At 58.7% G+C, this 25,640-nt stretch carries 25 protein-coding genes; 12 read left to right on the top strand and 13 right to left on the bottom strand.

Going from position 1 to position 25,640, the window contains the following annotated elements:
• The first annotated feature begins 199 nt into the window (after positions 1-199).
• The 3 genes from GRH90_RS14610 to GRH90_RS14600 all read left to right on the top strand — a co-directional run bounded on the left by GRH90_RS14610 (position 200) and on the right by GRH90_RS14600 (position 2,306).
• Entirely contained in the window at positions 200-1,015 is an 816-nt protein-coding gene (locus GRH90_RS14610; RefSeq protein WP_162366698.1) for a shikimate 5-dehydrogenase, read from the top strand.
• Positions 1,016-1,361: 346 nt separating this feature from the next.
• On the top strand, positions 1,362-1,838 hold the full coding sequence (locus GRH90_RS14605; RefSeq protein WP_162366697.1) for a cucumopine synthase-related protein: 477 nt from the start codon (positions 1,362-1,364) through the stop codon (positions 1,836-1,838).
• A gap of 42 nt (positions 1,839-1,880) precedes the next feature.
• Positions 1,881-2,306, top strand: a complete 426-nt coding sequence (locus tag GRH90_RS14600) for a hypothetical protein (RefSeq protein WP_162366696.1) — start codon at positions 1,881-1,883, stop codon at positions 2,304-2,306.
• A gap of 120 nt (positions 2,307-2,426) precedes the next feature.
• Here GRH90_RS14600 and GRH90_RS14595 read toward each other — a convergent pair whose 3' ends face one another.
• Complete coding sequence (locus tag GRH90_RS14595; protein ID WP_162366695.1) at positions 2,427-3,440, bottom strand: alpha/beta fold hydrolase; 1,014 nt, start codon at positions 3,438-3,440, stop codon at positions 2,427-2,429.
• 159 nt (positions 3,441-3,599) lie between these two features.
• On the opposite strand from GRH90_RS14595, the gene GRH90_RS14590 reads away from it, so the two are divergent.
• Positions 3,600-4,235 (top strand): TetR/AcrR family transcriptional regulator, encoded by a 636-nt coding sequence (locus GRH90_RS14590; protein WP_162366694.1) that lies wholly within the window; start codon positions 3,600-3,602, stop codon positions 4,233-4,235.
• Positions 4,236-4,375: 140 nt separating this feature from the next.
• On the opposite strand, the gene GRH90_RS14585 is transcribed toward GRH90_RS14590, so the two are convergent.
• From GRH90_RS14585 to GRH90_RS14530, 12 genes are all read right to left on the bottom strand, one after another.
• Positions 4,376-4,801, bottom strand: a complete 426-nt coding sequence (locus tag GRH90_RS14585; RefSeq protein WP_162366693.1) for a VOC family protein — start codon at positions 4,799-4,801, stop codon at positions 4,376-4,378.
• A gap of 21 nt (positions 4,802-4,822) precedes the next feature.
• The gene (locus GRH90_RS14580; protein ID WP_162366692.1) at positions 4,823-5,920 is read right to left on the bottom strand and encodes a PDR/VanB family oxidoreductase; all 1,098 of its coding nucleotides are present in this window, start codon (positions 5,918-5,920) and stop codon (positions 4,823-4,825) included.
• Positions 5,921-6,008: 88 nt separating this feature from the next.
• Positions 6,009-7,367 carry a type III glutamate--ammonia ligase gene (glnT, locus tag GRH90_RS14575; protein WP_162366691.1) on the bottom strand — a complete coding sequence of 453 codons (1,359 nt, stop codon included), beginning with the start codon at positions 7,365-7,367 and terminating at the stop codon, positions 6,009-6,011.
• Positions 7,368-7,405: 38 nt separating this feature from the next.
• The gene (locus tag GRH90_RS14570; RefSeq protein ID WP_162366690.1) at positions 7,406-8,392 is read right to left on the bottom strand and encodes an aldo/keto reductase; all 987 of its coding nucleotides are present in this window, start codon (positions 8,390-8,392) and stop codon (positions 7,406-7,408) included.
• 44 nt (positions 8,393-8,436) lie between these two features.
• A complete protein-coding gene (locus GRH90_RS14565) occupies positions 8,437-9,600 on the bottom strand; it encodes an aromatic ring-hydroxylating oxygenase subunit alpha (RefSeq protein WP_162366689.1) in 1,164 nt (387 codons plus the stop codon).
• A 55-nt stretch (positions 9,601-9,655) separates the two neighbouring features.
• Complete coding sequence (locus GRH90_RS14560; RefSeq protein ID WP_162366688.1) at positions 9,656-10,714, bottom strand: LLM class flavin-dependent oxidoreductase; 1,059 nt, start codon at positions 10,712-10,714, stop codon at positions 9,656-9,658.
• 48 nt (positions 10,715-10,762) lie between these two features.
• Positions 10,763-11,674, bottom strand: coding sequence for an amino acid ABC transporter permease (locus GRH90_RS14555; RefSeq protein WP_162366687.1), 912 nt, complete (start codon positions 11,672-11,674; stop codon positions 10,763-10,765).
• Positions 11,675-11,865: 191 nt separating this feature from the next.
• Positions 11,866-12,645 carry an amino acid ABC transporter ATP-binding protein gene (locus GRH90_RS14550; protein WP_162366686.1) on the bottom strand — a complete coding sequence of 260 codons (780 nt, stop codon included), beginning with the start codon at positions 12,643-12,645 and terminating at the stop codon, positions 11,866-11,868.
• Between the two features lie 14 nt (positions 12,646-12,659).
• Positions 12,660-13,433 carry an SDR family NAD(P)-dependent oxidoreductase gene (locus GRH90_RS14545; RefSeq protein WP_162366685.1) on the bottom strand — a complete coding sequence of 258 codons (774 nt, stop codon included), beginning with the start codon at positions 13,431-13,433 and terminating at the stop codon, positions 12,660-12,662.
• Positions 13,430-15,133 (bottom strand): FAD-dependent oxidoreductase, encoded by a 1,704-nt coding sequence (locus GRH90_RS14540; protein ID WP_312857192.1) that lies wholly within the window; start codon positions 15,131-15,133, stop codon positions 13,430-13,432. Before GRH90_RS14540 ends, GRH90_RS14545 begins: the two co-directional genes overlap by 4 nt.
• A 40-nt stretch (positions 15,134-15,173) precedes the next feature.
• The gene (locus tag GRH90_RS14535) at positions 15,174-16,070 is read right to left on the bottom strand and encodes an ABC transporter substrate-binding protein (protein ID WP_162366683.1); all 897 of its coding nucleotides are present in this window, start codon (positions 16,068-16,070) and stop codon (positions 15,174-15,176) included.
• Between the two features lie 480 nt (positions 16,071-16,550).
• Entirely contained in the window at positions 16,551-16,886 is a 336-nt protein-coding gene (locus tag GRH90_RS14530) for a DUF2002 family protein (protein ID WP_162366682.1), read from the bottom strand.
• Positions 16,887-17,149: 263 nt separating this feature from the next.
• On the opposite strand from GRH90_RS14530, the gene GRH90_RS14525 reads away from it, so the two are divergent.
• The 8 genes from GRH90_RS14525 (at position 17,150) to proX (ending at position 25,566) form a co-directional block, all read left to right on the top strand.
• A complete protein-coding gene (locus GRH90_RS14525) occupies positions 17,150-17,464 on the top strand; it encodes an ElaB/YgaM/YqjD family protein (RefSeq protein WP_162366681.1) in 315 nt (104 codons plus the stop codon).
• A gap of 351 nt (positions 17,465-17,815) precedes the next feature.
• On the top strand, positions 17,816-18,055 hold the full coding sequence (nrdH, locus tag GRH90_RS14520; protein ID WP_162366680.1) for a glutaredoxin-like protein NrdH: 240 nt from the start codon (positions 17,816-17,818) through the stop codon (positions 18,053-18,055).
• Positions 18,056-18,062: 7 nt separating this feature from the next.
• A complete protein-coding gene (nrdI, locus tag GRH90_RS14515; RefSeq protein ID WP_162366679.1) occupies positions 18,063-18,476 on the top strand; it encodes a class Ib ribonucleoside-diphosphate reductase assembly flavoprotein NrdI in 414 nt (137 codons plus the stop codon).
• Entirely contained in the window at positions 18,458-20,608 is a 2,151-nt protein-coding gene (gene nrdE, locus GRH90_RS14510) for a class 1b ribonucleoside-diphosphate reductase subunit alpha (protein ID WP_162366678.1), read from the top strand. The genes nrdI and nrdE overlap by 19 nt, the downstream gene beginning before the upstream one ends.
• Positions 20,609-20,628: 20 nt before the next feature.
• Positions 20,629-21,600 (top strand): class 1b ribonucleoside-diphosphate reductase subunit beta, encoded by a 972-nt coding sequence (gene nrdF, locus GRH90_RS14505; RefSeq protein ID WP_162366677.1) that lies wholly within the window; start codon positions 20,629-20,631, stop codon positions 21,598-21,600.
• Positions 21,601-22,077: 477 nt separating this feature from the next.
• Positions 22,078-23,280: a glycine betaine/L-proline ABC transporter ATP-binding protein ProV gene (proV, locus tag GRH90_RS14500; RefSeq protein WP_162366676.1), complete on the top strand. Its 1,203-nt coding sequence runs from the start codon at positions 22,078-22,080 to the stop codon at positions 23,278-23,280.
• The gene (proW, locus tag GRH90_RS14495) at positions 23,273-24,478 is read left to right on the top strand and encodes a glycine betaine/L-proline ABC transporter permease ProW (RefSeq protein ID WP_162366675.1); all 1,206 of its coding nucleotides are present in this window, start codon (positions 23,273-23,275) and stop codon (positions 24,476-24,478) included. The genes proV and proW overlap by 8 nt, the downstream gene beginning before the upstream one ends.
• A gap of 86 nt (positions 24,479-24,564) precedes the next feature.
• On the top strand, positions 24,565-25,566 hold the full coding sequence (gene proX / locus GRH90_RS14490; RefSeq protein ID WP_162366674.1) for a glycine betaine/L-proline ABC transporter substrate-binding protein ProX: 1,002 nt from the start codon (positions 24,565-24,567) through the stop codon (positions 25,564-25,566).
• Positions 25,567-25,640 lie beyond the last annotated feature (74 nt).

Here is a 25,640-nt window from a genome sequence, read left to right as displayed (position 1 = left end):
CAACGGCCGGGGAAATAGGGGTGGTACGACACGCCTTATTGCAGTGTAGTACCGGTTTGCGGTTATGCCATAAGCGTTGGTAATGTTTTAGCGCCGGGAACGCTGCGGTCCGCCGGCCTCCTGCCGGCGGCGCGATGATGTGATATTCTTGATCAATAGCGTAACGGCATTTTTTACGACGCAGGGCAAACAGGAACCTATGATGAATATCAATAAAGATACTTTGTTATGCATGTCGCTGGCCGCCCGTCCCGGCAATTTCGGCACGCGTTTTCATAACTATCTCTACGAAAAGCTGGACCTGAACTATATCTACAAAGCCTTTACCACCGGCGATCTGGCCGCCGCCATCGGCGGCGTCAGGGCGCTGGGCATCCGCGGCTGCGCGGTGTCGATGCCGTTCAAGGAAGATTGCATCCCCTACCTGGACGAGCTTGACCGTTCGGCGCGCGCCATCGAGTCGGTGAATACCATCGTCAATACCGACGGCCGCCTGAAGGCCTATAACACCGATTACATTGCCATTGAGCGCCTGCTGGCCAAGCATCAGGTCGGCCCGGACACCGTCTTTGCCCTGCGCGGCAGCGGCGGCATGGCCAAGGCCGTGGCCGGCGCGCTGCACAACGCCGGGTTTCGCCAGGGGATGATTATTGCCCGCAACGAAAAAACCGGCCGGCGGCTGGCCGATCTGTATGGCTACCGCTGGCAGGCGGATGAAACCGGGCTGGACGCCGCGCTGCTGATTAACGTCACACCGGTGGGCATGGCGGGAGGGCCGGGGGCTGAAGAACTGTCGTTCAGCGAACGGTGTATTGAACGGGCCGACCGGGTATTCGACGTAGTGGCGCTGCCGGCGGAAACGCCGTTGATCCAATACGCGCGCCTGCATGACAAAGCCGTGATTACCGGTGCCGAAGTGATTGCCATCCAGGCGCTGGAACAGTTCGTGCTGTATACCGGCGTACGTCCCGACGACGACCTGGTGGAGCGCGCCGCCGCCCACGCCCGCGGCTAAGCGTGGACCGCGGCGGTAAAATCGGCGATTCCCTTCGGCGCGCGGGCGTGATGCCGCACGCGGTGGATGCGTCCGCGTCCGGGCGCCTGGGGAGCTGAGTGAACGACTGCCGGGCCTGGGTCACTATGCGCCGGCGTCATAAGCCGCGCGCCGATCGTGGTGCAACGGACGCACTGTTAACGTACGTGTGGTTCGCCGTGATGCGGTGATAAACAAACGGCAATATTAACCCTTTGATTTATATAGGCCCATAGCGCCTCTCTTCGTTGGCATATTACTTGCTTATTAATTAGTTAATTAATTAATAAGCTTTCAGAGCTAATCAAGCCAACCGGAGAGTAACGACATGACCGTGGACGAAGTGATAGCGCGTTTCGAACAGGAGCGCGAAAAAATATGGTTCGAGCAGCCGGACGAAGTACGGGATTTGGGCAACGGTATCGTGCCACGCGGCACCGGCGCGCGCGGGCAATATCTTAGCACCATCATCTTTGCCGAAGGCGAAGCGCGCACCATGGCCGATGAAATGCTGTGGGGGCTGATCCGCGTGGCGGAAGATACCGATGCCGATTTACCCACGCTGCAATCGATCATCAAGGAAATTATCGGTTATAAAGCGGATTTTTTCGACTTTGTCAGCCTGCCCCACGCCGCGGCCATGATCCATCTGTATGTGGATACCGCCTGCCAATGCACTACCCTGCATGACCTGTGCCGGCTGTCCCACGCGGCGCTGTCATACGCCAACCGTCTGCACATGTGGGTTGATTTTATTCTGCCATGGGGCCTTGGCGACGGCTTCCGCCGGGTTAAACCGGCCTGACCCTTTCCCTTATTTCCTTTTACGTTACCATCAGGTGCCAGAATGAAACTCAGAATGAACGTTGCGGACGAACCTATTTGCATTATCGAGGTATGGGAAGATAAAGTACCCAACCTGGTCAAGGAACTGCGGGCCAAATTGCCGATGAAAAGCGTATTGCAGCACGGCAAATTAATCGGCGACATGGTGTTTTTTACCATGCCTATCGTGGCCCCGTGGGAAAACAAATTCAAAACCGAAGAAGTCGGCAAGATGCGGCGGGAAAAATACGGCAAGGTTACCGGGTCGGTGTGTTTTTACAGCCCGCGCCAGCAATTTTGCGTGGTGTATGGCGACGACACCGCCGAAGAGCCGTTACCCATATCTTATATCGGCGAAGTGATCGAAGGAGACTTGCAACTGCGAGTTACCGGTCTGGAAACCTGGTTTGACCAGGGGCGCGTGGTGGAACTGGAAATTATCGAGTAACCCCCGGGTGCCGGGCGGCGGCGCGAACGGTACCCCTGCGAACACCTTTCAGCGGCTAGCCGCCCATCGTTCAGACCAGGCCGCCATTTCTTTGCGCGCCGCGCCGCCCTAATGCGCGCCTTACTTTTCACCGGCCAGCAGTTCGCGTATCGCCTGTTCGATAAAGGCGGTTTCCGCGGCGAAACGGCCCGGCGCGCCGGCGCAGTGGCCGTAGGGAGACAAGATCGGCCGCCACTGGGCCCGTTTCAGCCCTAAAAATTCCTTGAACGCTTCCTCCTGGGTAAAATACTGGTCGGTATTGCAGGGCATGACGATGGTTTCGGCGGTAATGGCCGCCAGCGCCGCTTCCAGGCTGCCGCCATATCCCGGCGCCAGCCCGGCGTCGGCCTGCTGCCAGGCGCGCAGCATGCATAACAGATCGTTGGCATCCCACCGCTGATGATCGCGCTCCCAGTCCCGCAGCAGATCCTCGCGCGTAGGGAAATGAAGCCCCTGGTACAGCTCGTCGCGATAGAATGCGGCGGAATAGGCCCAGCCGGCATACACCCGGCCGAACGCGGCCAATCCGGCCAGCGGCGGCTCGGTATAATGACCATTATTGAACGCCGGATCCGCCCGCAGCGCCGCCTTGACCCCTTCCAGGAACACATCGTTCAGCGGCCAGCAGCGGGCGCTGCCGCAAATCGGCAATAGCGTCCGCACCGCCGCCGGATAGGCCGCCGCCCATTGCCAGGCCTGCATCGCCCCCATCGACCAGCCGCACACCAGCGCCAGGCGTCCGATGCCAAGATGATCCGTCACCAACCGGTGCTGCGCCCGAACATTGTCCCCCACCGTTACCGCCGGAAACCGCGGCCCGGCCTGGCGGCGCGAATTACTGGGCGAGGTGGAGACGCCGTTGCCGAACATATTCACGGCAATAATAAAGTGGCGCGCCGGATCCAGCGCGCGGCCCGTGCCGATCGCCGGCCGATAGGATCGATGGGTGCCGGTATACCATGACGGCAGCAGCACGGCGTTATCCCGCTGCTGGTTAAGCCGGCCGTGGGTTTCATAGGTGAGCATGGCGTCATGGAGCGTCTCGCCGGATTCCAGCGCGAACGAGCCCAGGTCATAGGAGTGGTAATCTGGCATGGCTTCCCCCGGCTACGTGGCCGATATTATAGATGTTAATTAATCAGCTAGTTAACTTGTTGCTGATTTCCCGCCTGTGATAGTATTTACTGTATAAACCAGATTATCCCCATGCTGAAATAACCTGATTCTTAGGCCAGGGTTGCCCGGACGCACTGTATGAAAACCAATGACGTAAAAGAAAAGATCACGGTTAAAAGCGGTAAAAACCTGCAAAGCGACGTGGCCAATACCCTGCAGGATTCAGCGCTGGAACTGTTCGCCAAACAGAATTACTCCTCGGTCAGGATCAAGGATATCGCCGAGGCGACCGGACTCAACTCCGCGCTGATATATTATTATTTTGGCTCCAAGGAAAATTTATTTCTTAAAGTCATCGAATCCACGGTGGAAAAAGCCTTCGAGCAATTTGATTCCATCAAAATGAACGCGGCCAATCCCAGGGACGTGCTGTTTTTGTGGATCCAAATCCATATATTGCAGTTTTACCTGCTGCAGAAATTGGCCAAGATCAGCCTTGATTACGCCGGCACCAATGGACGCACGCCCGATATCGACAAAGCCATCAAGAAATTCTACGAAAAAGAATCCGTGGTCCTGAAAAACACCCTCAAGGACGGCATCAGCGCCGGCGTATTCCGCGAGGTCAATCCGGTGGATATGGCGATGTTTATCTCCACCTTTCTCGACGGCGTATTATTTCGCACCGTCATGTTCCCCAAATTCAAATATAAGCATGCCATTAACTGCATGCGGGAATTTGTCTTCGAGCATCTGGACGTCAAGGCCAAATAAGCCCGGCGGCGCGGGGACAACCCGGTTAGTAAAGAACGCCGTCGCGCCGGCCATAAGCCGGCACCAGCCTGCCCGCCATCGTTAAGCCGCGCGCTGACATCGCGGGCTAACAGCCGCCCGGGGGATTGCCATGGCGGACATCAGTGGGCGAACAGCTGGCCGATATCCTTGAACGCCTTGAACTCCAGGGCGTTCTGGCAGGGGTCGAGCAAGAACATCGTCGCCTGCTCGCCGATTTGCCCCTTGAACCGGATATAGGGTTCGATCACAAAGGCCGTGCCTTGGGCAGTCAGCCTGGCCGCCAGCGCCTCCCAGTCGTCCCAGGACAGCACCACGCCAAAATGCGGCACCGGCACATCGTGGCCGTCCACCGGATTGGTGTGCGCGCGCTGCTGGCTTGGGGTTTTAGGATGCTCGTGGATCACCAACTGGTGGCCGAAAAAGTTGAAATCCACCCACTGTTCGCTGCTGCGGCCCTCTTCCAGGCCAAAGATAGCACCATAAAAATGGCGCGCGGCGCTCAGGTCGTAAACGGGTATTGCCAGATGAAAAGGTGCAACGGACATAGCTTGACTCCTCAGGTAAATTTATAGATCAATCACTAATCGTGCCGACCGCGCGCGCGAACAGCAGAGCAGGATTTTCGTGTTGGCGTCCTTCTCCGCCGGGCTCAGGTACTCGTCCCGGTGATCCGGTATGCCGGCCTTCACCCCGGCCAGGCAGGTGCCGCAGATGCCCAGGCCGCAGGATATTTCCACCTCGACCCCGGCCTGGTTAAGCGCGTCGGCGATGCTCAGATTGGCGGGAATCGGGATAATGTCGCCGGTACTGAAAATCTCGACGTCAAACACCGACTCGTCACGCACCTCCGGCGGGGTAAAGCACTCATAATGGCAGTCCTCCGCCGGCATTCCCGCCGCCTCGCAACGATCGCGCACGCTTTGCATAAACGCCAGCGAACCGCAGTAATACAGGCTGAAACCGCCGTGCCGCCGTTGCCAGTCGGCCAGTAACCGGGCTAGCAAGGCAGCCTGCCCATCCTCGCCGCAGGCGGCTGGCGATGCCCCACCGGCCGGGGAAAGACCCTGGGCCGGCATGCCGGCGGCGGCCACTGCGATATCATCCGGCGCGGACACCGCCTCGCCCGCCGGCGGCGCGCCACTGCCCACCACCCGGCAATGAGCGGTAATATTTTCCGCAAGCGCCCGATATTCCGGCTGCTGCGCAAACGCGCTTAAGGTGTCGGCCCTGCCGAAATAATGCAGTTGGAACTCCCGTCCCCGCGCCTTAAGCGCCAGCGCCATCGACAGCAGGGGCGTGATGCCGATGCCGCCCGCCAGCAGCAGCGACGCGCCGGGCCGATCCGCCAGCGGGAAGTCATTGCGCGGCGCGGATATCTCCAGCAGGTCCCCCGCCCGCAGCCCGTCGCGGATATAGCCGCCGCCGCCCCGGGAGCGATGGGTCGCCAAAATCGCCAGCCGGTAACTATCCTGCCGCGCGGCATCGCCGCATAACGAGTACTGCCGGATAAGCCCGTCGGGCAAGCGCAGCTGGATATGCGCCCCGGCGCTAAACGACGGCAGCGCGGAGCCGTCGGGACGGGCCAGGGTGAGAAAAACCACCCCGGTGCCCCGATGGATTTTATTCACCACCCTGACGTTAAAAAAGTGCTGTGATGCGTCCATAAATCGCCGTCCTGCCGGCATCGCGACGGCGGAACGCCCGCCGTCGCGTGGTTTAACGGTATCCCGAAACGGGCATTCACGCCCCGCCTCAGAATATCGTGCTGTATTGATCGATTTCCCACTGGCTGACATGGAGATGGTAACTGTTCCATTCCTGGGTTTTATATTTTACGAATTCATCGCGCAGCGCGGTGCCGAGGGTGGCTTCGATAAAAGGATCGGCGGCAAACGCCTCCACCGCCTCCAGCAGGTTCTGCGGCAGGAAATCGATGCCCCGCGACCGGCGCTCCTGCTCACTGATGGAATACAGGTTGTCCTCGTTAGGCTCGCGCGGGTCGATTTTTTCACGGATCCCTTCCAGGCCCGCCGCCAGCGCCAGGGTGGCCGCCAGATAAGGATTGACCGCGCCGTCCGCGTTGCGCGATTCGCAGCGGCCGCCGCCGGCGGGCACCCGGACCGAGTTGGTGCGGTTATTGGAACCGTAGGAATTAAACACCGGCGCCCAGGAGAAATAGTTCATCGCCCCCTGGCGCACCAGCCGTTTATAGCTGTTGACCGTCGGGGCAAAGGCCGCGCACAGCGCCCGGCCGTGCTTGAGCAGTCCACCGATAAAATAGTAGCCGGTATCGGACAGGCCCAGCCCGCGCGGGTCATCTTTGCTGGCAAAAATATTGTCGCCGTTGTTGATATCGTAGAGCGACATATTAAAATGCGCGCCGGTGCCGGTTTTATTGGCAAAGGGTTTCGGCATCATGGTGGCCACCAGGCCCAGCTCCTTGGCATAATGTTTGGCCATAAAGCGGAAAAAGATAAACCGGTCGCAGCTGGTCAGCGCATCGGCATAGTTAAAATCAAATTCATACTGGGAATTGCCGTCTTCATGATCCAGGGAGTAGAGATCCCAGCCCAAATCGTTAATGGTGCCGGAGACCTTATCCAGCCAGGCGAACTGGTCGACAAATCCGCGCAGATCGTAGCAGGGCTTGTTTAATTTATTATCTTTTTCCGGCACCGACAGGCCGCCGTCCTCATCGCGCTTGAGCAAATAAATCTCGCATTCGATGCCCAGGTTAAAACCAAACCCCATCTCCCCGGCCTGCGCCAGCACATTTTTCAACGCCACCCGGGTATTGAGCGCGTAGGGTTCGCCTTTAAACGCGTTGTCCGCCGGCATCCAGGCAATTTTCGGCTCCCAGGGCAGCTGGATAATATGGTCCAGATCCGGTATGGAGGTCAGCTCATCCTCATTGGGCAATTGGCCGAGCCCGTCCAGCGCATAGCCGGTATAGCGCTCCGATCCGGCCGCCATCTGGCTGAAATGGCCAATCGGCACCACCTTGCCCTTGGGCACGCCGTGGATATCCACATAGGCGCCCATGCAATATTCCACCCCTTTTTGCTTTAACTGCTGGGCAATTTCCGCTATCTGCTGCTGACTTCTTTTCATGATAAGTTCTGCTCTCCAGGTAAATATCGCGTATCGGCTCAGGTATGCTCGACGATCGCATGGGGGATGTAGGGTGCCTCGAGCGACGCGATCTCGTCAGGCGTCAGGGTGATTTCCGTGGCGCCGGCCGCGTCCTCAAGGTGCTGGAACGACGTGGCGCCGATAATGGGCGAGGCCACCGCGGGTTTGGTGAACAGCCATGCCAGCGCCACCTGGGCCTGGGGTACGCCGCGCCCGGCGGCAACGGCGGTGACCGCCTCGATTACCGCCCGGTCGGCCTGTTCGGTGGCGGTATACAGGAAGCTGGCGTAAGCATCGTTGGCGCCGCGATCGGTGGCCGTCGTCCGCTGCCATGGCCGGGTCAGCCGTCCGCGCGCCAGCGGACTCCACGGCGTGACGCCGACGCCTTCGGCCTGGCACAGCCCCATCATTTCCCGCTCCTCCTCCCGGTAAAGCAGGTTGAGGTGGTTTTGCATGGCGATAAACGGCGTCCAGCCGTTTTCACGCGCCACGTGCAGCGCCTTGCAGAATTGCCAGGCGAACATGGAGGACGCGCCCAGGTAACGCACCTTGCCCATTTTCACCAGGTCGTGCAGCGCCTCCAGCGTCTCCTCCAGCGGCGTGTCGTAATCCCAGCGGTGAATCTGGTAGAGGTCGATATAATCGGTATTCAGGCGTTTCAGGCTGGCGTCGATTTCGGTCATGATGCATTTGCGCGACAGCCCTTTACTGTTCGGCCCCTGGCGCATCGGGTTAAACACCTTGCTGGTGATCACCACATCCTCGCGCCGGGCAAAATCCCGCAGCGCCCGGCCGAGGATTTCTTCGCTGTCACCTTTGGCATAGGCATTGGCGGTATCGAAAAAATTCACGCCCAGTTCCAGGGCTTTCTGGATAAAGGGCCGGCTTTGCCGCTCATCCAGCGTCCAGGCATAACCGCTTTTTTCCGGCCGGGCATAGGTCATGCAGCCCAGGCACAGCGCGGACACATCCAGCCCGGATCGGCCAAGTTTTACCATTTTCATGCGGGTTACCTTAGTATTAGCGCGGCGTGACGCCGGCGCGCGCCCTAGATACGGGTGCGGATATAATTGGCCAGATGCCAGACCGTGGTTTCCAGATGCCCCAGGCGTCCCGGCGCCGCCAGCCTGGATAAGCTGCCGCGCTGCTGGGCGGCGTTGATGGCCAGATCCTCATCGATAATCGACAGGCTGGACGCTTTCATGGCGGCGGCGGTATCGGCAAATCCCGGCTGGGCGCTGGAGTCCTTCGACACCAGCACCAGGCGGTGCCAGACGGTCATATGCTTATCGATCGGCAGCAGTTGGCTGATGCTCAGCCGGTCGGGATTGAGGCCAATCAGGCAACTGGGGTAAACCAGCATCAGGTCGATTTGCCGCATGTCCTGCTCGCTGAATCCCGACAGCGGGATAAGCCCCTCGGTCAGCACCTCGGACAGCTCGCCGTTCTTGCGCAACGGCTGATGGCATAAGGTCCAGCCCGGACCGTCCTCGCCGATATAGCTGAGGCGTCCCGGAAAGCTGTCTTCCAGGGTGGTGCGGTGGACGGCGGAGTGGTGATAACACTCCATAAAAGTCTCCACCGCCATTTTCCAGTTGAACGGGCAATCGTAATCCAGGGTATAGGCGGTATCCAGCTCAGCCACCTGGTATTTGTCGAACATGGCGTTAAGCGGCTTGAGCCGTTGCGCTATCGATTCCACCTGGTCTGAAAAGGTAATAAAAATCAGGCCGTGGAAAATCTCGTGTCTTATCCGCGGCAGCTTGCATTGCTTGCGATCAAACTCCGCCGCCTGGTTCATATAGGGCGTGCCGATCAGGTTGCCGCCCAGATCATAAGTCCAGTTATGGAACGGACAGACCAGGGCCTTGGCATTGCCGCTGCCCGTTACGATCGGCGCCCAGCGGTGCAGGCACACGGCGGACATCACGCTAACCCCGTCCGGGCCGCGCGTCACCACCAGCGGTTCGTTAACGATATCCAGGGTAAAATAATCGCCTACATTGGGTATTTGCGAAATATGGCCGGCAAAGACCCAGTCCCCACGGTATATTTTTTCCATTTCGTGGGAAAAGAAAGCATCGCTGTTATAGGCTTCCGGCGGCAGCGTCGATGATAAAGCGGCATCGTCAGAACGCTGCTGTTTAATTTTTTCCACAATAGTGGCGCTGTCGTCAATTGCGCAGTCAATCCGCCGTGAATAGTCAGGCATGATTTTTCCCCTCGATTAACAAATATATTGGGTAATACGTTATGCGGGATATTCTTTAATGAATATCCACCGTGACCTTACCAATCGTTTTTTCCAATAACGGAATAACCTCCCGACCGAATTTCTCCAAGGATTGCCTGGCCGCCTGGATCGGCATATCGCCAAATTGGAAAAAGCAGTTGTAATGGGAGGGATTAATATCCGCCACTTCCTTGATAATCCGCTCGGCGACATAATGCGCGTCGCCGATGATTAAATTATCCCGTACCACCGCCACATCCGGTTCATCGGGAAATTTGGGGGCGGTGATAAACGCCCCCTTGGTGTCCGGCGTCTTGCCGTGCAGGGCGCTGATCATCCTGGCGACAAACAACGCACGCTCCGCCGCGTCCAGCGCCGCTTTTTTGCTATCGGTGACATGGATATACTGCTGCACCGCCAGCGGCGTGGACGCCATCAGGCCGGCCTCGCGCCATTGCCGCCGGGCGTCCCGCGCCATCTCCTTCAAGCGCGGCGAGCCGCGCCAGCCCGCGGTGATAAACGCGGTCGCCCCCCAGCGCGTGAAGCGCTGCAATAAAGCCGGATTGGTGGTGGTGATAAACAGCGGCGGCAGCGGTTGCTGCAAAGGCGTCAGCAGGAAATCCGTTTCCACGCGCTCTCCCTGCCAGGACAACGACGACGCCTTGCCGCCGGTCAGCGCCGCCTCGATAAACTGCCAGTTTTTCAGCAGCACGGTATTGCGCTGTTCAACATCGATGTTATAGCGATCGAATTCATAGGCCTGGTAGCCGCTGCCGATGCCCAGCACCAGCCGCCCAGCGGTGAGCCTGTCCACCAGGGCGATCTCCTGCGCCAGGCGCATCGGCTGGTATAGCGGCAGGACAATCACGGCGGTGCCGAGCTTAATGCGCCGGCTATAACCCGCCATATGGGCCGCCATCAGCAGCGGCGATACGCTGATGGAATAATTGGTAAAATGATGTTCGGCAAACCAGGCGGTTTCAAACCCAAGCTCCTCGGCAAGCGCGACCATTGTACGCGTGTCGTTGATCACCCCTTGTATTCCCTGGGGATTGTCCTGGTAAGACATTAAATTAAACAGTCCTAATTTCATAACCGTCCCCTGATGGGTAATATTGACCAATACAATGTATATTTATCATCACGCCGCCGCGCCCTGGCCCTTGCGGAAATATTTTTCAATCCGCCCCTGCACCCAGCTCAGCAGGGTGGTGGCAACCAGGTACCAAATACAGGCCACTATCAATAAAGGAATATTTTCAAACGTCCGAGAATAAATGGACTGCGCCGAATACAATAAATCCGATAACGAAATAACGCTCACCAGCGAGGTGGTTTTCAGCATCCCAATCACCTGGTTGCCGGTGGGCGGAATAATAAAGGGTATCGCCTGTGGCAGGATGACCCGCCGCAGCCACTGCCCTTTATTCATGCCCAGGGCGCGGGCCGCTTCCTGCTGGCCGTTATCCACCGAGGACATGCCGGCGCGGATAATCTCCGCCATATAGGCCGCTTCGTTTAGCCCCAGCCCCAGGATGGCGGCGGTATAGGGGGTAATCAAATCATTCATGCTGCCCTGGTATAGGGTGAATACATGAGGTATCCCGATGTAGGCTTCGGGATACAGCGCCGCCAGGTTGTACCAGAAAATCAGCTGCACCAGCACCGGGGTGCCGCGAAAAAACCAGATATACCCCGAGCTGAAGTGCGCCAGCAGCGGGTTGGCGGACAGGCGCAGCGTGGCGATCGCCACGCTCAGCAGGATCGCCAGCAGCATAATCACCAGCGTCAGCCACAGGGTGACCCATAATCCCGCCAGTATCGTCGGCGAAAACAGATACTGCCCCACGGTCGGCCAGGCGAAGTTCTCGTTCATCACCATCGAATGAACCAGCATGATCAGCAGTAAGGCGCAGACGGCCACTGAAATCCAGCGCCCCGGATAGCGGGTCGGCACCACGGTCAGGGCATCGTGGGGAAAGGCCGCCGCCTTGTTTTGGCCGGTATCGGGCGGTCGTTGTCCCAGGGTCTGGTATTGTTGGTTATCTGTCATCTTATCTCTCATTCACGCTCACTGACTTTTCTTAACATAAGCAGGATACGGCACCGGCAGCGCTATTATTAATTAATCAGTTAATTAATAATATGCACCTGCACTCTCATACTGTCAATAAAAAAACAGCGGATATTTAATTTTTTAATTAACAAAATATACATTAAAAACAGCATATTAATCATAGTCACTCAATGTGACAGGTGCTTAGCGAGAAAAGCGCGCGTCCGGGGATGCTGCGGCCGCTGAAACATTTCCGCCGGCGGGCTTTTTTCAATAATCGCCCCATTATCCATAAACGCCACACAGTCCCCCACCTCCCGGGCAAAGGCCATTTCATGGGTGACCACCACCATGGTCATGCCCTCCTCGGCCAGGCCGCGCATCACATCCAGCACTTCGCCGACCAGCTCCGGGTCCAGCGCGCTGGTGGGCTCGTCGAACAGCATCAGGGTGGGTTTCATCGCCAACGCCCGGGCGATGGCGACCCGCTGCTGCTGCCCGCCGGAGAGCTGTGACGGGTACGCGTTCAGCCGATGCGACAATCCCACCCGCTCCAGCAGGATTTTCCCCTGATCCAGCGCCTCGCCGCGCGGCACTTTACGCACCCGCATCGGCGCTTCAATCACATTTTCCAGCGCGGTCATATGGCCGAACAGGTTGAAACGCTGGAACACCATGCCGATACCGGCGCGTTTGCGGGCGATTTCCGCCTCTTTCAGTTCGTAAAGCTTGTCGCCCACCCGGCGGTAGCCCATCAGCTCACCGCCGACGTACAGCGCGCCGCCGTCGATTTTTTCCAGATGGTTAATGCAGCGCAGAAAGGTCGATTTGCCGGACCCGGAAGGTCCGATCAGGCAGGCCACCTCGCCTTGCCTGATCTGCAAATCCACGCCCTTGAGGATCTCCTGGCCGTGAAACCGCTTTACCACCTGATAGGCGGCTACCGCCGGTGTATCGTGTTCCGACATCGTTGCTCCCCTCTTTATCTTGTCATATACCAGGTGCACAGCCCGCCGCCGTCCACTACCAGCATTTGGCCGGTGGTGTACGCGGCGTCGGGGGAGAGCAGATAACCCACCGCCGCGGCCACCTCCTCCGGCAGTCCGGCGCGTCGCAGCGGCAGGCGCGCCACTTCGGCGGCCAGCTGCGGCTCGCGCCGTTGCCAATCGTCGGCCGCGGCTCGTATCGGCCCGGGACTGACGCCGTTAACCCGGATACCGTAGTCCGCCCATTCGACGGCCATCTGCCGGGTCAGGTTGACCACCGCCGCCTTGCTCGGGCCGAAGGCCCCGGCGCCGGGATAACAGCGATCGGCCGAGGCCCCGGCAATATTCACGATGCTGCCCCCACCGGCGGCGCGCATGATTTTCGCCACCTCGGTGCCCACCACAAAACATCCGTTCAGGTTAACGCTCACCACCTGTTGCCAGGCGGCATCGTCCAGGCTGAGCAAATCACCCGCCGCGGCGGCGCCGGCGTTATTCACCAGCATATCGATGGCGCCGAAGTCGGCGGCGATCGCGGCAACCCGGGCGCCAACCTGGCCGCGATCGGTGATATCGCCATAATAGGCCCGCGCCCGACGCCCGGTTTGGCGGATCTCCGCCACCAGCCGCTCCGCCGAATTCCGATCCTGCCTGAGCAGTAATGCAATATTGACGCCAGATCGGGCAAGCATAAGCGAGACGGCGCGGCCGATGCCTTTGGATCCGCCGGTAACCAGGGCGGTTAACGCCGGTCGGGTATCAGGGTTCATAACAACTCCGTAGGTTCATTGGCCGGTGCGATACCGCCGGCGGCCGGTGAAAACATGTCCCCGGCTAAAGGGATAGCGCCCGCCGCCAGGGTACGGCCGCAGATATAGCCCCAGGTCAGGTTGGGCCCGAGGGTGGTGCCGGCGCCGACGCCGCGCGTGCCGATGGGATTGGCCATCGCCACGCCGGCGCAGAACAGCCCGGGAATCACATGGCCGTCCAGGTGCAGCACCCGGCCGAATTCGTCGGTGCGCGGGCCGCCTTTGGTGGCGGTAAAGCTGCGGTTAAACGGCACGGCGACAAACGGCGCCTGTTTGATGTTCATCAGGCCGCCGTGAAAACGCCGATCGCCCTTCCCGTGGCCATGGGCCTGATGCCGGTTAAAATCCTCGTCGACGCCCGTGGCGCAAAACCTGTTAAAGCGCGTGACCGTCTGTTCCAGGGCCGCCGGCGGTAAACCGAGCTTAACCGCCAATGCGCCAAGCGTCGGGGCCATCCGCATCCATCCCCGGCTGCGCAGGGCGCAGGCCAGCACTATCGGCGCCCGCCACAGCAGTCGGGCGTCGGCAATCAGCCAGGCGGGAAGATGTTGCGGTAATCCGCCCGGTTCCTCGCGCGCATCCAGCGCTTCGCCGAGGTTAAAAGCAAATTCATTGGTAAAACGCAGGCCGTCCCGGTTAACCAGGATGGCGTTAGGCTCGTACTGAAAAAACACCGACAGTCCATAGGGCCGCCCTTCGTAGCGGGTCGGCAGCGATCCGCTCATATTGGCCTGATCCATATGCGCCAGCCGGGCGCCGGCGGCCTGCGCCATCCGGTGCCCGTCCCCCTCGTTGGTGCGCGGGCTGGAAATCGCGTCGAAAGGCCCCGGGAAATGCGCGGCGCGCCTGAGCGCGTCCCATTCAAAACCGCCGCTGGCCAGCACCACGCCGCGCCCGGCCGTGACGCGGGTCAAGCGGCCGTTTCGGCTGAACCAGGCTCCCGTTACCGCGCCCCGCGCGTCGGTTATCAGATCGATAACCCTGGCCGACGTTTCAATCCGGCAGCCCTTGGCCAGGCAGCCGGCCAGCAGCCCGGTGATCAGCGCCGCGCCTTTGGTGCGGGTGCGGGTAAGGCAGCGCCACAACAGGCGGGGGGCAAGCTTAAGCGCCACCCTGCACGGATGATGATAGATATCCTCGCCAATCACTTCCAGATAGGTATATACCTGCGGCAGCGGGGAGCGCCGGATCGGCCGGCGTTCCTTGCCCAGCACCCCGGCGCGCAGCGGATCGGGCGTCAACATGCGGCCGAACGCCTTGGCGCCGGCGCAGTCCATCAGCGGATCCGCCTCCGGCGTCAGGGCAAAACGCAGCGGCGTATGGGTTTCCAGAAAGCGCAGCATCTCGGGCGCGTAAAACGCAAACTGCGCCCAAAGCCGGTCCTCGGTGGCGCGCCAGCCCGCCGGCGCGGTGGCGCGCAGATAGGCCAGCGCCTCACGCGGGCTATCCTCCACGCCACGAGCCAGGGCATGATGGTTGGCGGGCACCCACACCGCGCCGCCCGACATGGCCGAGGTACCGCCCAGGACGGCGGCCTTTTCCACAATCAGCACCTTAAGCCCCGCCGCCGCCGCGGCCAGCGCCGCGCTTAACGCGGCGCTGCCGGAACCGACCACCAGCACGTCGCATTGCAACAGGCTGTCGGCTACCGGGGCACGCACGCCCCCGGCACGTTCATCCGCCCGCGTCATCCTTGCGCGCTTATTGCATCGGGCGGGTGGTGAACAGGTTGATGCCGGGCTGTTCCAGCATCACCGGTTCCAAATCCCATTTTTTCATGATGCGGGCGTATTCACCGTTAGCCCAGAGTACTTTCAACGCGCCAAGCAACGCTTGGGCCAGCGGCTGGTTGTCCTGTTTCACCACGATGCCCAGATAGTATTTCGGCATCAACGGCATGCTGACGGTGCGGATCGGGCGGGGAGCGACTTTTTTGATCTCCGCGGCGGCGGCGGCATCGTTAAGCACAAAATCGATGCGGCCGGCATACAGCGCCAGGAGCACGGCATCCGCCGAAGGTAGGGTCGTCACCTTAATGGCCGGTTTATGGTTCTTGGCGCAGTTGGGGGTAAAAATATCGCTGATGGCATGCTCAAAATCGGTGCCGGACTGGACGCCGACCTTCAGGCCGCACAGCGATAACGGATCGCTGACGATACTTTTGTTGCTGGCCAGGGTATAAACTTCATTGGTGGCATAGGCATAATTCACGAACGTCACCTGTTTTTCACGCTCCAGACTGTCGGAAATACATTCCATCGCCATATCGTAGCGGCCGCTTTTTACCCCCGGGATCAGGCCGGCGAAATCAATGGATACCGGATTGACGCCCACCCCCAGCACCTTACCGATGGCGTTCCACAAATCGGGTTCAAATCCCACCATGGTTTTATTATCATCGGCAAACACTTCGCACGGCGGGTAATGGGCATCGGTAACCAGGTTGATGACGCCCTGGGTCTTTATCTTGGCTGGCAACAGCTCGTGCAGGGCATTGTCCTTGCCGATCGGCGCCGCGTCCTCGGCGCAAACCGCGCTCCCCAGAGTCAGGCCGGCACACAACAACATAGCGTGGAGCAGGGATGATGTAATTCTCATGCTTGGAATACTCCTGAAACGTCTTTATCTGGTAAACCCGATGATATGGGCGTAAGAGCCAATAGGCATTGTTGGCGCCTGCGGCGACGGCCAGCCGTGATAGCGTACCGATGAGAGGAAGTAGCAACTAGCGTGCCATCAATTAACTAATCAATTAATTAATTGATTAATGACCAAATCCCGTGGCGCGACCGAGAATGCCGACCGACCGACACGCCCTGCGGCTGCTGTAAAAATGACCTATGGAAGTGCAGATGTTGCAATTTTTCATCATATTAGTGCGCGTCTTGTTGCACACCAGACCCTTTCGCCATATTACATGCTGAATACGGGCGACAAACTTCCGGCGGTCATTCAATTATGCCGTCTAAAGAAATATAAATGGCATGAAACACTAAAAAAGCCCCCAACGACGGCTGATGGCATAACCGAAAACCGGTATGGCGCGATAAACCAAACGAGGGGGAGCTGGCGGCGGGGTTAATTGAACATTTTTTGCAAATAGTGGGTTAACGAAGCGCGGGAAGAAAAACCATGGGGTATGCCGTAATGGCTTTCGGGTTTCCCATCCGGATCGGCGGGGAACACTTGATAGTTGTCGCTGGAGCGCACCGGCGACGTCGGGGCGGCAAACAGGCTGCTTTTGTCGCGCAGCGAAGGATGAACAACCAGGGCGGTCCGGCCCAGTTTAGCCTCCCGATTCACGTAGACGTAGTGGTGACCTTTACGGTAACCGTAGCATTGCCGGGTGATATAATCTCTTTCGAAGCCGGAATTCTCCAGTTCGCGAGCGACTTCATCGGGTCTTAAGTACATTATTTGTCCTCTCTTCAGTCACAGTGAAGTGATCCCAGCTAATGTAATCAGTTAAGCGGCCGGTCAGTAGACGCGGCGCGTGTTTTCGGATTAATCCAAAAACGGCCGGTTCGCCGGTATCAGGCCGCGCGCCGGGCCGCGCCAAGCCGCCCGCCGCGCTTGTGCGGGCCTGGCCGGTAAGGTGGGGCGCCGCCTTAGCGCGGCGGCAGGAATCGCGTGAATAGTCTACAGTTAAATCATCATTAGCCAAAAGGGAGAAACAAATGTTTACCAAAGCTGAAAAAGACGATCTTCAAAGAGATGTAAAAGACGATGTTTCTCTGTTAGCCGATACATTGGATGAATTGCTTAGTACGTCTGAAAAAACTTCTAAAGAACAGCTGGACGCCCTGCGCAGTAAAGCCAAAGACGTACTGAAAGACGCGCGCGCCCGCGCCGGCGGCACCAGCCGTATCGGCCAGTATGCCCGCGACACCGCAATCCAGACCAAAAACTATGTGGTCGATAAACCGTGGCAAAGCCTGGGCATTACCACGGCCGTCGGTATCGTGCTCGGCGTATTGCTGTCGCGCCGTTAACACCTGAGGGCGTAAAGCCCGCGGGTGCTGGTCACAGGCGAGGCTGCCGGTAGGTTGATAGTCACGTACTATGGCGCTATCGCGCCGGCTGATTTTCCCGACAAGAATTATTTACCGCATCCGTGAACCAGTCATTTAATGGTGAAAGCCCGCGTCCCGCAAGGAGCGCGGGCTTTTTGTATCCTGCGCCCCGCCCCAGGTTGACTAAATTGTAGCGTAATACCATATATTGTGTGGTTGAAAAAAATAACATCTACATATAGTATTAGTTTCAGGCACCACAGCTGATTGCACCATTGCCACCAAGACCATTATACCCAATAATTTTAACGCGTAAGGGGAATGCGAATCATGACTATTACTATTTACACTAAACCGGATTGCGTTCAATGTCACGCCACCTGCCGTGCGCTGGACAGAAAAGGCATCAGCTACCGGTTAGTGGATCTGGTGGCCGACGGACAGGCGCTGGCCCATGTGAAATCCCTCGGCTACCAGCAGGTGCCGGTGGTGCAGACTCCCAGCGAGCACTGGAGCGGCTTCCGGCCTGACAAGATCAGCCTGCTGGCGGCCGCCGCCATGGCCTCATAAGCCGGTCATGTTAACCCCGGAACCGCTGCTGGTATACTATTCCAGCAGCTCGGAAAATACGCATCGTTTTGTCAGCAAGCTGACGCTGCCCGCGCTGCGCATTCCCCTGGCGACCAACCAAAAACTGAAAGTGGAGCGGCCCTATATCCTGATAGTCCCGAGCTATGGCGGCGGCAGCGAGCATGGCGCCGTGCCGCCCCAGGCTATCCGCTTTCTTAATGATACAACTAACCGTTCCTGGATCCGCGGCGTTATCGGAGCCGGCAACCGTAACTTTGGCACCGCCTTCTGCCTGGCAGCCGAAATCATCGCCAAAAAATGCCAGGTGCCTTTCCTTTATCGTTTTGAGTTATTGGGAACGGCGGAAGACGTGACGCAGGTACGTATGGGAGTAACCGAATTTTGGCAACAGCAGAACTGAACATCACCCAACCCGGCCCGGTCCTGGCGGATTATCACGCCCTGAACGCCATGCTCAATCTCTATGACGAGAACGGCAATATTCAGTTCGACAAGGATCGGCAAGCCGTCGACCGGTATTTCGAGCAGCACGTGCTGCCCAATACCCGGCAGTTTCCCTCGCTCGCCGCCAGGCTGCGTTATCTGGTCGACGAAGGCTACTACGAAGCCGAGGTGCTGGCCCCCTACTCCCAGGACATCCTGGAGGCCCTGTTTCGCCAGGCCGACGAACGGCAATTTCGCTTCCAGACGTTTATGGGCGCGCTGAAGTACTACACCAGCTATACCCTGAAATCCTTTGACGGCAAACAGTACCTTGAGCGCTTCGAGGACCGGGTATGCATGGTGGCCTTGACGCTTGCCGCCGGCGACGGCGCGCTGGCCTCGCGGCTGGTGGAGGAGATGCTGTCGGGACGCTTCCAGCCGGCGACGCCGACGTTCCTGAACTGTGGCAAACAGCAGCGCGGCGAGTATGTATCCTGCTTCCTGCTGCGTATCGAAGACAATATGGAATCCATCGGCCGCTCGGTCAACGCGGCGCTGCAGTTGTCCAAACGCGGCGGCGGCGTGGCGTTTATGCTGACCAACCTGCGCGAGGCCGGCGCGCCGATCAAACGGATCGAGAACCAATCGTCCGGCGTTATCCCGGTGATGAAAATGCTGGAGGACGCCTTCTCCTACGCCAACCAGCTTGGCGCGCGCCAGGGCGCCGGCGCGGTCTATCTGCATGCCCATCATCCGGACATCATGCGTTTCCTCGATACCAAACGTGAAAACGCCGACGAAAAAATCCGCATCAAGACCCTGTCGCTGGGAGTTGTCATCCCCGATGTCACCTTTGAACTGGCGCGCGACAACCGGCCGATGTACCTGTTCTCGCCTTACGACGTCGAGCGGATTTACGGCCAGCCGTTCTCCCAGCTGAGCATTAGTGAAAAATACCATGAGATGGTGGCCGACCCGCGCATTCGCAAAACCAGCATCGACGCCCGGCAGTTTTTCCAGACGCTGGCCGAGATCCAGTTTGAGTCGGGTTACCCCTATATGGTGTTCGAGGATACGGTAAACCGCGCCAACCCCATCGCCGGGCGCATCAATATGAGCAACCTGTGTTCGGAAATCCTGCAGGTCAACAGCGCCACCGAATACCACGAAGATCTCAGCTACCGCCAGGTGGGCCATGATATCTCCTGCAACCTGGGCTCGCTGAATATCGCCCGCGCCATGGACGCGCCGGATCTGGGTAATACGGTGGAAACCGCCGTGCGCGCCCTGACCGCGGTATCCGATATGAGCCGGATTAACTCGGTGCCCTCCATTGTCAAAGGCAACGACGCGTCCCACGCCATCGGCCTGGGGCAGATGAACCTGCACGGCTACCTGGCCCGCGAGCATATTTATTACGGCTCGGAGGAAGGCGTTGATTTCACCAATATGTATTTTTACGCCGTGGCCTACCACGCGGTGCGGGCGTCAAACCGCCTGGCCCTCGAACGGGGCGCCACCTTCGAGGGTTTTGCCAACTCCCGTTATGCCAGCGGTGAATACTTCCAGCCGTACGTGGAGCAGCTGTGGCAACCCGTCACCGAGCGTGTACGCGCGCTGTTCGCCAAGGCAGGTATCGCCCTGCCCACCCGCGACGACTGGCTGGCGCTGCGCGCATCGGTGATGGCGCATGGCCTTTATAACCAGAACCTGCAGGCGGTGCCGCCGACCGGCTCCATCTCCTACATCAACCACTCCACGTCCAGCATTCACCCGATTGTCTCGCGCATCGAGATCCGTAAAGAGGGGAAAACCGGCCGGGTCTATTATCCTGCGCCCTTCATGGACAACGACAATCTGCAGTATTACCAGGATGCCTATGAAATTGGGCCGGAAAAAATTATCGATACCTACGCCGCCGCCACGCGCCATGTCGATCAGGGTCTGTCGCTGACGCTGTTTTTCCGTGATACCGCCACCACCCGGGATATCAACAAGGCGCAGATCTACGCCTGGAAAAAGGGCATCAAGACGCTGTACTACATCCGTATCCGCCAACTGGCGCTGGAAGGCACCGAAGTCGCCGGCTGCGTCTCATGTGCGCTGTAAAGGTAAAGGAGAATATCACCATGACCACCGCGTCCAAGGTTTCCCCCGTCCAGGCGGTAAACTGGAACCGAATTGAAGACGACAAGGATCTTGAGGTCTGGAATCGCCTGACCGCCAATTTTTGGCTGCCGGAAAAATTGCCCCTGTCCAATGATATCCCCTCCTGGTCGACATTATCAAAGCAGGAGCAGGAGCTGACCATCAGGGTATTTACCGGGCTGACATTGCTCGATACGGTACAAAATACCGTTGGCGCGCCGGCTTTAATGGCCGATGCGGTCACCCCGCACGAGGAAGCGGTGTTCTCTAATATCAGCTTTATGGAAGCGGTGCATGCGCGCTCTTACAGTTCGATATTTTCCACGCTGTGCGCTATGCCGGAGGTGGATGAGGCTTACCGTTGGAGCGAGCAGAATGAAGCATTGCAAAATAAAGCCGCCATCATTTTGCGGCATTATCGCCATGACGATCCGCTGACCAAAAAAGTCGCCAGCGTATTCCTGGAATCCTTTCTGTTTTATTCCGGTTTTTACCTGCCGATGTATTATTCCAGCCGGGCAAAACTAACCAATACCGCCGACCTGATCCGATTAATTATCCGCGATGAAGCGGTGCATGGCTATTATATCGGCTACAAATTCCAGCGCGCGCTGGAGCGGGCGACGCCTGAACGGCGTGAGCAAATAAAAACCTTTACCTACGACCTGCTGCAGGACCTGTATGAGAACGAGCTGGTGTATAGCGCACAGCTGTACGACGGCGTCGGCTGGACCGGGGATGTCACGGCGTTTTTGCACTATAACGCCAATAAAGCCTTGATGAACCTGGGTTATGAGGCGCTTTTCCCTGCGTCGATGACCAATGTTAACGCGGAAATCCTTTCCGCGCTGTCGCCCAACGCCGATGAAAACCACGACTTTTTCTCCGGTTCAGGGTCATCCTACGTGATGGGCCGCGCGGTCAACACCGAAGACGAAGACTGGGCTTTTTAATCCCATTGGCGGGGGCGTGTTATTCCCCCTCGCCAAGCGATATATTATTCGCGCTGATAGCTGTTTATTCAAACCATTATCATTAACATGAAATCCCCTGCAAAATTAAATTAATTATCCCCAGATGGCATCAATTATAAAATCTGCTTTCGGATACGCATCCCCATGCCGGCGGCATTATCCGCGGCATCCTTGGGCGCATTGGCCGGAAAAGTATTCCCCTATTCCCCTTGACGAGCGAAAATTCCTCCCGGAACGGGGCGGTGGAATAAAAAATTTCCAGAGTGGATTATTTTCCTAAACCCTTGCCCTGTTTAGCCGTTTGGGCCGAAATGCGCTCGTCCTGCCGACAGGATATTTCGCTGGATAAGGGATTGGGGGTTGTCTAAAAAGCTCAGTATGTTAGGGTATACAGCGTTTTTATTTCGGCAGGACCCCTAAATATATTAGAAAACCATACGGGAAATTGATAATTGCATGGCTGTTAAACTTGAAGTAAAAAACCTCTATAAAATATTTGGCGAACATCCCGAGCGCGCATTTAAGCTGATTCAGGCGGGGCACGACAAGGATAAAATATTTGCCAAAACCGGTCTGACGGTTGGCGTAAAAGATGCCAGTCTGGCCATTGAAGAAGGCGAGATATTCGTCATCATGGGGTTATCCGGTTCCGGTAAATCCACCATGGTACGCCTTCTCAATCGTCTGATAGAACCGACGCGCGGCGAAGTCCTGATTGACGGCGTCGATATCGCCCGGATCTCCGACAGCGCGCTGCGCGACGTCAGGCGTAAAAAAATCAGCATGGTGTTCCAGTCCTTTGCGCTGATGCCGCACCTGAACGTGCTGGACAATACCGCCTTCGGCATGATGCTGGCCGGCATGCCGGCGCAGGAACGCCACGCCAAGGCGCTGGAGGCGCTGGCGCAGGTGGGGCTGGATAAACACGCGTTGTCCTGGCCCGACGAGCTGTCCGGCGGCATGCGCCAGCGCGTCGGCCTGGCCAGGGCGCTGGCCAACGATCCCGACATCCTGCTGATGGATGAGGCGTTTTCGGCGCTCGACCCGTTAATCCGCGCCGAAATGCAGGACGAGCTGGTCAAGCTGCAGTCCCGCCACCAGCGCACCATCGTCTTTATTTCCCATGATCTCGACGAGGCTATGCGCATCGGCGATCGTATCGCCATTATGCAGGGCGGCGTGGTGGTACAGGTGGGCACGCCGGAAGAGATCCTCAATAATCCGGCTAATGAATATGTCCGCACGTTTTTTCGCGGCGTGGATGTCAGCCATGTGTTCAGCGCCAAGGATATCGCCCGCCGCCGTCCGGTGACGCTTATCCGCAAGACGCCGGGGTTCGGCCCCCGTTCCGCCCTTAAGCTGCTGCAGGATGAAGACCGCGATTTCGGTTATGTGCTGGAGCGCGGCCAGAAATTTATCGGCGTGGTATCCATCGATTCGCTGAAAGCCGCCCTGGCGGCCAACCTGCCGCTGGAGCAGGCGCTGCTCGAGAGTCCCGCTCCCGTCCCCGGCGATACGCCGCTGAGCGAACTGATCTCCACCGTCGCCCAGGCGCCCTGCGCCGTACCGGTGGTCGGTGATGAGAATCAGTATATCGGCATTATTTCCAAAGGCATGTTGCTACAGGCATTAGACAAAGAAGGGGCGATCAATGAGTAAGCCAACCACCGATCCATGGACGGGCGTACAGGCCGCGCCCACAGCGGACGCCACTTCCGCGCAGCACGCGGTCGATACGCCATCGGCCGATCCCTGGGGCGCCACCGGCGCGCAGCCTCATGACGCGGCGACCGCCGCGCAAAACGCACCCGGCGCCGGCAGCGGCGCCGACGCCTGGGGGACTACCGCCCCCACGGCTACCGATGGCGCGGGCGCGCATTCCGCCCAGCAAGGGGCCGACTGGCTCAACAGCGCCCCGGCCCCCGCGCCCGAGCATTTTAACCTGCTGGATCCGTTTCACAGCACCCTGATCCCGCTCGATACCTGGGTCACCCACGGCATCGATTGGGTGGTGTTGCATTTCCGCCCGCTGTTCCAGGGCATCCGGGTGCCGGTGGACTTCATCCTCGGCGGCTTCCAGCATTTGCTGCTGGGCATGCCCGCTCCGGTCGCCATCCTGGTGTTTGCCCTGCTGGCCTGGCAGATGTCGAGCCTGGGCATGGGCATCGCCACCCTGGTCTCCCTGGTGATTATCGGCGCCATCGGCGCGTGGTCGCAGGCCATGGTGACGCTGGCGCTGGTGCTTACCTCGCTTTTGTTCTGCGTGGTGATAGGTCTGCCGCTGGGCATATGGCTGGCGCGCAGCGAGGGCGCGGCAAAAATCATCCGCCCGCTGCTCGACGCCATGCAGACCACGCCGGCGTTCGTTTACCTGGTGCCCATCGTCATGCTGTTCGGCATCGGCAACGTGCCGGGGGTAGTGGTGACCATTATCTTCGCCCTGCCGCCGGTGGTGCGCCTGACCATACTGGGCATCAAGCAGGTGCCGGAAGACCTGATTGAAGCCGCCGAGTCGTTCGGGTCCAGCCCCCGCCAACTACTGTTCAAAGTGCAGTTGCCGCTGGCGATGCCGACCATCATGGCCGGTATCAACCAGACGCTGATGCTGGCGCTGTCGATGGTGGTCATCGCCTCGATGATTGCCGTCGGCGGACTAGGCCAAATGGTCCTGCGCGGCATCGGCCGCCTGGACATGGGACTGGCGACCATCGGCGGGGTAGGCATCGTGATCCTGGCGATTATCCTCGACCGGCTGACCCAGTCCCTGGGACGCGACAGCCGCAGCCGCGGCAACCGCCGCTGGTATGCCGGCGGTCCCCTGGGTTTGTTTACCCGTCCGTTTGCCAAAAAAGCCTGACCCTTTCCCGGGAGCGGACCCACGTCCGCTCCCGTCGCCTGATTGTTTAAAAATTTATCATTAAAAACTATTCAGAAGGATATCCTATGCATAAGACCGGAATTTGGGCGTTAGCGCTCACCGCGGCGCTGGCCGCGCCAATCTCTTTTGCCGCCGGGCTGCCGGGTAAAGGCGCGCAGGTCCAACCCCTGCAAAGCACCATTTCGGAAGAGACGTTCCAGACACTGCTGGTGAACAAAGCCTTGGAAAAGCTGGGTTACGATGTCAAATCAAGCCGTGAAGTGGATTACAACGTCGCCTACACCTCCATCGCCTCCGGCGACGCCACCTTTATGGCGGTAAACTGGGATCCGCTGCATGCGGACCAATACCAGGCGGCCGGCGGCGACGCCAAGTTCTATCGCCAGGGCAATTATGTCGAGGGCGCGGCCCAGGGCTACCTGATCGACAAAAAAACCGCGGATAAATACCATATCACCACCCTCGATCAGCTCAAGGATCCCAAACTGGCGAAACTGTTCGACGCCAACGGCGACGGCAAGGCCGATCTGACCGGCTGCACCCCCGGCTGGGGCTGCGAGGCGGTGATTAACCACCAAATCAAAACCTACGGACTGACAGACACCGTGGAGCATAACCAGGGCAACTACGCGGCCATCATTGCCGACACCATGGCCCGCTTCAAGGAAGGCAAGCCGATCCTGTATTATACCTGGACTCCTTACTGGGTCAGCGACGTCCTGGTTCCCGGACGGGATGTGGTTTGGCTGCAGGTGCCGTTCTCTTCCCTGCCCGGCAAGCAGAAAGACATCAGCACCAAGCTGCCTAACGGCGCCGACTATGGTTTCCCGGTAAACGCCATGCGCATCGTCGCTAATAAATCGTGGGCGCAGGCCAACCCGGCGGCGGCGAAGCTGTTTTCCATCATGCGGCTGCCGATAAGCGATGTGAACGCGCAAAACCTGCGGATGCATGAAGGCCAGGCGTCGGAAGTGGATATTGAACGCCACGCCAACGGCTGGATCGCAGCGCACCAGGCGCTGTTCGACGGTTGGGTAAGCACCGCGGCCGCGGCCGCCGGCAAATAATAGTAAGTAATACGGCGTTTTTGAGACGTCGATCGCACCTGTTTATCCCGCGATAACAGGTCACGTCAAAAAAC

The sequence above is a fragment of the Acerihabitans arboris genome, from assembly GCF_010131535.1.
GTDB classification, from domain to species: Bacteria; Pseudomonadota; Gammaproteobacteria; order Enterobacterales; family Enterobacteriaceae; genus Acerihabitans; species Acerihabitans arboris.
This window is presented reverse-complemented; position numbering and strand designations above follow the sequence as displayed.

Excerpts from the sequence above, each read along its gene's own strand:
- proW (WP_162366675.1), top strand. The coding sequence starts at position 23,273 with ATGAGTAAGCCAACCACCGATCCATGGACGGGCGTACAGGCCGCGCCC.
- GRH90_RS14555 (WP_162366687.1), bottom strand. The coding sequence starts at position 11,674 with ATGACAGATAACCAACAATACCAGACCCTGGGACAACGACCGCCCGAT.
- GRH90_RS14600 (WP_162366696.1), top strand. The coding sequence starts at position 1,881 with ATGAAACTCAGAATGAACGTTGCGGACGAACCTATTTGCATTATCGAG.
- GRH90_RS14565 (WP_162366689.1), bottom strand. The coding sequence starts at position 9,600 with ATGCCTGACTATTCACGGCGGATTGACTGCGCAATTGACGACAGCGCC.
- GRH90_RS14595 (WP_162366695.1), bottom strand. The coding sequence starts at position 3,440 with ATGCCAGATTACCACTCCTATGACCTGGGCTCGTTCGCGCTGGAATCC.
- nrdH (WP_162366680.1), top strand. The coding sequence starts at position 17,816 with ATGACTATTACTATTTACACTAAACCGGATTGCGTTCAATGTCACGCC.
- proV (WP_162366676.1), top strand. The coding sequence starts at position 22,078 with ATGGCTGTTAAACTTGAAGTAAAAAACCTCTATAAAATATTTGGCGAA.
- GRH90_RS14590 (WP_162366694.1), top strand. The coding sequence starts at position 3,600 with ATGAAAACCAATGACGTAAAAGAAAAGATCACGGTTAAAAGCGGTAAA.
- GRH90_RS14535 (WP_162366683.1), bottom strand. The coding sequence starts at position 16,070 with ATGAGAATTACATCATCCCTGCTCCACGCTATGTTGTTGTGTGCCGGC.
- GRH90_RS14530 (WP_162366682.1), bottom strand. The coding sequence starts at position 16,886 with ATGTACTTAAGACCCGATGAAGTCGCTCGCGAACTGGAGAATTCCGGC.
- GRH90_RS14545 (WP_162366685.1), bottom strand. The coding sequence starts at position 13,433 with ATGAACCCTGATACCCGACCGGCGTTAACCGCCCTGGTTACCGGCGGA.
- GRH90_RS14550 (WP_162366686.1), bottom strand. The coding sequence starts at position 12,645 with ATGTCGGAACACGATACACCGGCGGTAGCCGCCTATCAGGTGGTAAAG.
- proX (WP_162366674.1), top strand. The coding sequence starts at position 24,565 with ATGCATAAGACCGGAATTTGGGCGTTAGCGCTCACCGCGGCGCTGGCC.
- GRH90_RS14580 (WP_162366692.1), bottom strand. The coding sequence starts at position 5,920 with ATGGACGCATCACAGCACTTTTTTAACGTCAGGGTGGTGAATAAAATC.
- nrdI (WP_162366679.1), top strand. The coding sequence starts at position 18,063 with ATGTTAACCCCGGAACCGCTGCTGGTATACTATTCCAGCAGCTCGGAA.
- GRH90_RS14525 (WP_162366681.1), top strand. The coding sequence starts at position 17,150 with ATGTTTACCAAAGCTGAAAAAGACGATCTTCAAAGAGATGTAAAAGAC.
- GRH90_RS14610 (WP_162366698.1), top strand. The coding sequence starts at position 200 with ATGATGAATATCAATAAAGATACTTTGTTATGCATGTCGCTGGCCGCC.
- GRH90_RS14570 (WP_162366690.1), bottom strand. The coding sequence starts at position 8,392 with ATGAAAATGGTAAAACTTGGCCGATCCGGGCTGGATGTGTCCGCGCTG.
- glnT (WP_162366691.1), bottom strand. The coding sequence starts at position 7,367 with ATGAAAAGAAGTCAGCAGCAGATAGCGGAAATTGCCCAGCAGTTAAAG.
- GRH90_RS14560 (WP_162366688.1), bottom strand. The coding sequence starts at position 10,714 with ATGAAATTAGGACTGTTTAATTTAATGTCTTACCAGGACAATCCCCAG.
- GRH90_RS14585 (WP_162366693.1), bottom strand. The coding sequence starts at position 4,801 with ATGTCCGTTGCACCTTTTCATCTGGCAATACCCGTTTACGACCTGAGC.
- GRH90_RS14605 (WP_162366697.1), top strand. The coding sequence starts at position 1,362 with ATGACCGTGGACGAAGTGATAGCGCGTTTCGAACAGGAGCGCGAAAAA.
- nrdF (WP_162366677.1), top strand. The coding sequence starts at position 20,629 with ATGACCACCGCGTCCAAGGTTTCCCCCGTCCAGGCGGTAAACTGGAAC.